General features: G+C 68.4%; 2 protein-coding genes. Both read right to left on the bottom strand.

Features of this window, described 5'->3' with window-relative positions; translation table 11 throughout:
* A partial coding sequence (locus tag ADBZ5U_RS12870) for a serine/threonine-protein kinase (protein WP_526810769.1) occupies window positions 1-895 on the bottom strand: 895 nt, incomplete at its 3' end.
* Window positions 896-933: 38 nt separating this feature from the next.
* Window positions 934-2,175, bottom strand: coding sequence for an ammonium transporter (locus tag ADBZ5U_RS12865; RefSeq protein WP_526810771.1), 1,242 nt, complete (start codon window positions 2,173-2,175; stop codon window positions 934-936).
* Window positions 2,176-2,387: the final 212 nt, after the last annotated feature.

Below are 2,387 nucleotides of genomic sequence, written 5' to 3'. Positions count from 1 at the left end.
CGGGCGGCCGGGGCGGCGCGACGGCCGGGGCGGGCGCCGGCCACTGCCGCCGCGAGCCCTCCGCGGCCTGCCGCAGGGCGTTGGCGAACTCGGTGCAGGTGCGGAAACGATCCGCGGGATTCTTGGCCAGCGCCTTGGCGAGCACCGGATCCAGCGCGGCCAGCGCAGGCCGGTAGTCGCCCAACCTGGGCGGCGGCGCGTTGAGATGCTGCCCGATCACCACCGCCGGGTTCGATGACCCGTACATCGGCGTCCCGGTGAGCAGATGGTAGGCGGTCGCCGCCAGACCGTACTGATCCGCGCGCCCGTCGACGGCCGTCCCCATGAGTTGCTCGGGGGACGCGTAGTTGACCGTGCCGACGGTCATGTTGGTCTCGGTCAGCCCGGTGGTCTCGGCCGCGTCACGGGCAATCCCGAAGTCGGCGAGCAGGATTCGGCGCCGGCCGCGTTCGGGATGGGTCAGCAGAATGTTCGGCGGCTTGACATCGCGGTGCAGCAGGCCGCGTGAATGCGCATAGTCCAGGGCGTCGGCGACCGCGGCGACGACCTCGACGACGTCTCGTGGGGGCATTCCGTTCGGGTACTGCTCGCGCAGCAGGCGTCCGGCGTCGGGTCCGTCGATGAAGTCCATCGAAATCCACAACTGGCCGTTGAACTCTCCGCGGTCGTGGATGCCGACGATGTGCGGGTTGTACAACGACGCCGCCAGTTCGGCCTCCCGGTTGAAGCGGGCACGGAAATCCGCACCGGCCGACATCTCGGCGGGCAGGATCTTCAGCGCGTCCTGCCGGGGCAGTCGCGGGTGCTGCACCAGGTAGACCTCGCCCATGCCGCCGAAGCCGAGCGGTCGCAGAATCCGATAACCCGCGAAGACCTCGCCATTAGCCAGCGGCATGTGCGGCATCGTACCGAGGCCGCGGCGCCCCGGCCACGTCAGGCTTCTTCGGTGTTCTGCGTCCTGCGGAAGGCGTCCCGGTCGCCGAACAGCGGCCGGCGCACCTGCTGATGGCCGTGCACGCCCTCGGCGTAGGCCGTCTCGGCGTGCTCGGTGAAGTCCACACCGCTGGCCTCGTCGTCCGCGCTGAGCCGGAAGCCCATGAACCGGTCCACCAGTCTGGCCAGGCCGTAGCTGACGGCGAATGCGTACACCGCGACCACGGCCATAGCCAGTGCCTGCTTGCCCAGCTGGGCCAGTCCCCCGCCGTAGAACAGACCTCGGGGCCCGCCGGTCATCACCGCGGTGGCGAGCAGTCCGATGAGCAGCACGCCGACCACACCGCCGACGAAGTGGACGCCGACGACGTCGAGCGAGTCGTCGTAGTTGAGTTTGAATTTCAGGCCGACCGCGAAGGCGCACACGACGCCGGCCGCCGCGCCGACGACCGCCGCGCCGAAGGTCGACACCGTTCCGCATGACGGCGTGATGGCCACCAGGCCGGCGACGATTCCCGACGCCGCGCCGAACGTGGTGGGCTTGCCGTCGCGGATCCGCTCCACGGTGAGCCAGCCCAGCATTCCCAGGCAACCGGCGACGAGGGTGTTGAGGAACACCGCCGCCGCCATCCCGTCGGCGGCCAACGCCGAACCGGCGTTGAACCCGAACCAGCCGAACCACAGCAGTCCGACACCGAGCAGAACGAACGGCAGATTGTGCGGGCGCATCGCCTCCTGCTTGAACCCGAGCCGCGGTCCGAGAACCAGCGCCAGCGCGAGCGCGGAGGCCCCGGACACGATCTCGACCACCAGGCCACCGGCGTAGTCGAGTACGCCCATCTTGAACAGCCACCCGCCCGGTGCCCAAACCCAGTGCGCGACAACCGCGTACACCGCGATCGACCAGACCGGCACGAACACCATCCAGGCCGCGAACCTGGCCCGGTCTGCGATCGCGCCGCTGATCAGCGCCGCGGTGATGATGGCGAAACTCAGTTGGAATGTGACGTAGAGCAGTTCCGGAACGGATCCGTGCACGGAGTCCGGGCCGATACCGGCCATTCCGACATGCGAGAGGCCGCCCACCAAGCCGGTCGAACCGTCGGAGAACGCCAGGCTGTAACCCAGCAGCAGCCAGGCCACCGTCACCAGAGGTATGGAGATGAAGCTCATCATGATCATGTTGAGCACGCCGGTGGTTCGGACCATGCCGCCGTAGAAGATCGCCAGTCCCGGTGTCATCAGCAGCACGAGTGCGGTACTGGTCAGCAGCCACGCGGTGGCGGCGGGATCGATGTCCAACGTGTTCTCCTTCGGGGAGCGTCGAAGGTAGCGGCCGCCTTCGACGTCGTCGACGAGGATGTCGGCGTGGTGTTTCCGATCCGGGGCAGGGATGTTTCGGCGATGTTTCGCCGAAACCAAAGGCCCAGCCGGCGATGTTTCGCCGAAACCAA

Source organism: Mycobacterium sp., from assembly GCF_040398885.1.
Lineage (GTDB): Bacteria > Actinomycetota > Actinomycetes > Mycobacteriales > Mycobacteriaceae > Mycobacterium.
The sequence above is the reverse complement of the archived record's forward strand: the minus strand, read 5'-3'. Positions and strand labels throughout refer to the sequence as shown.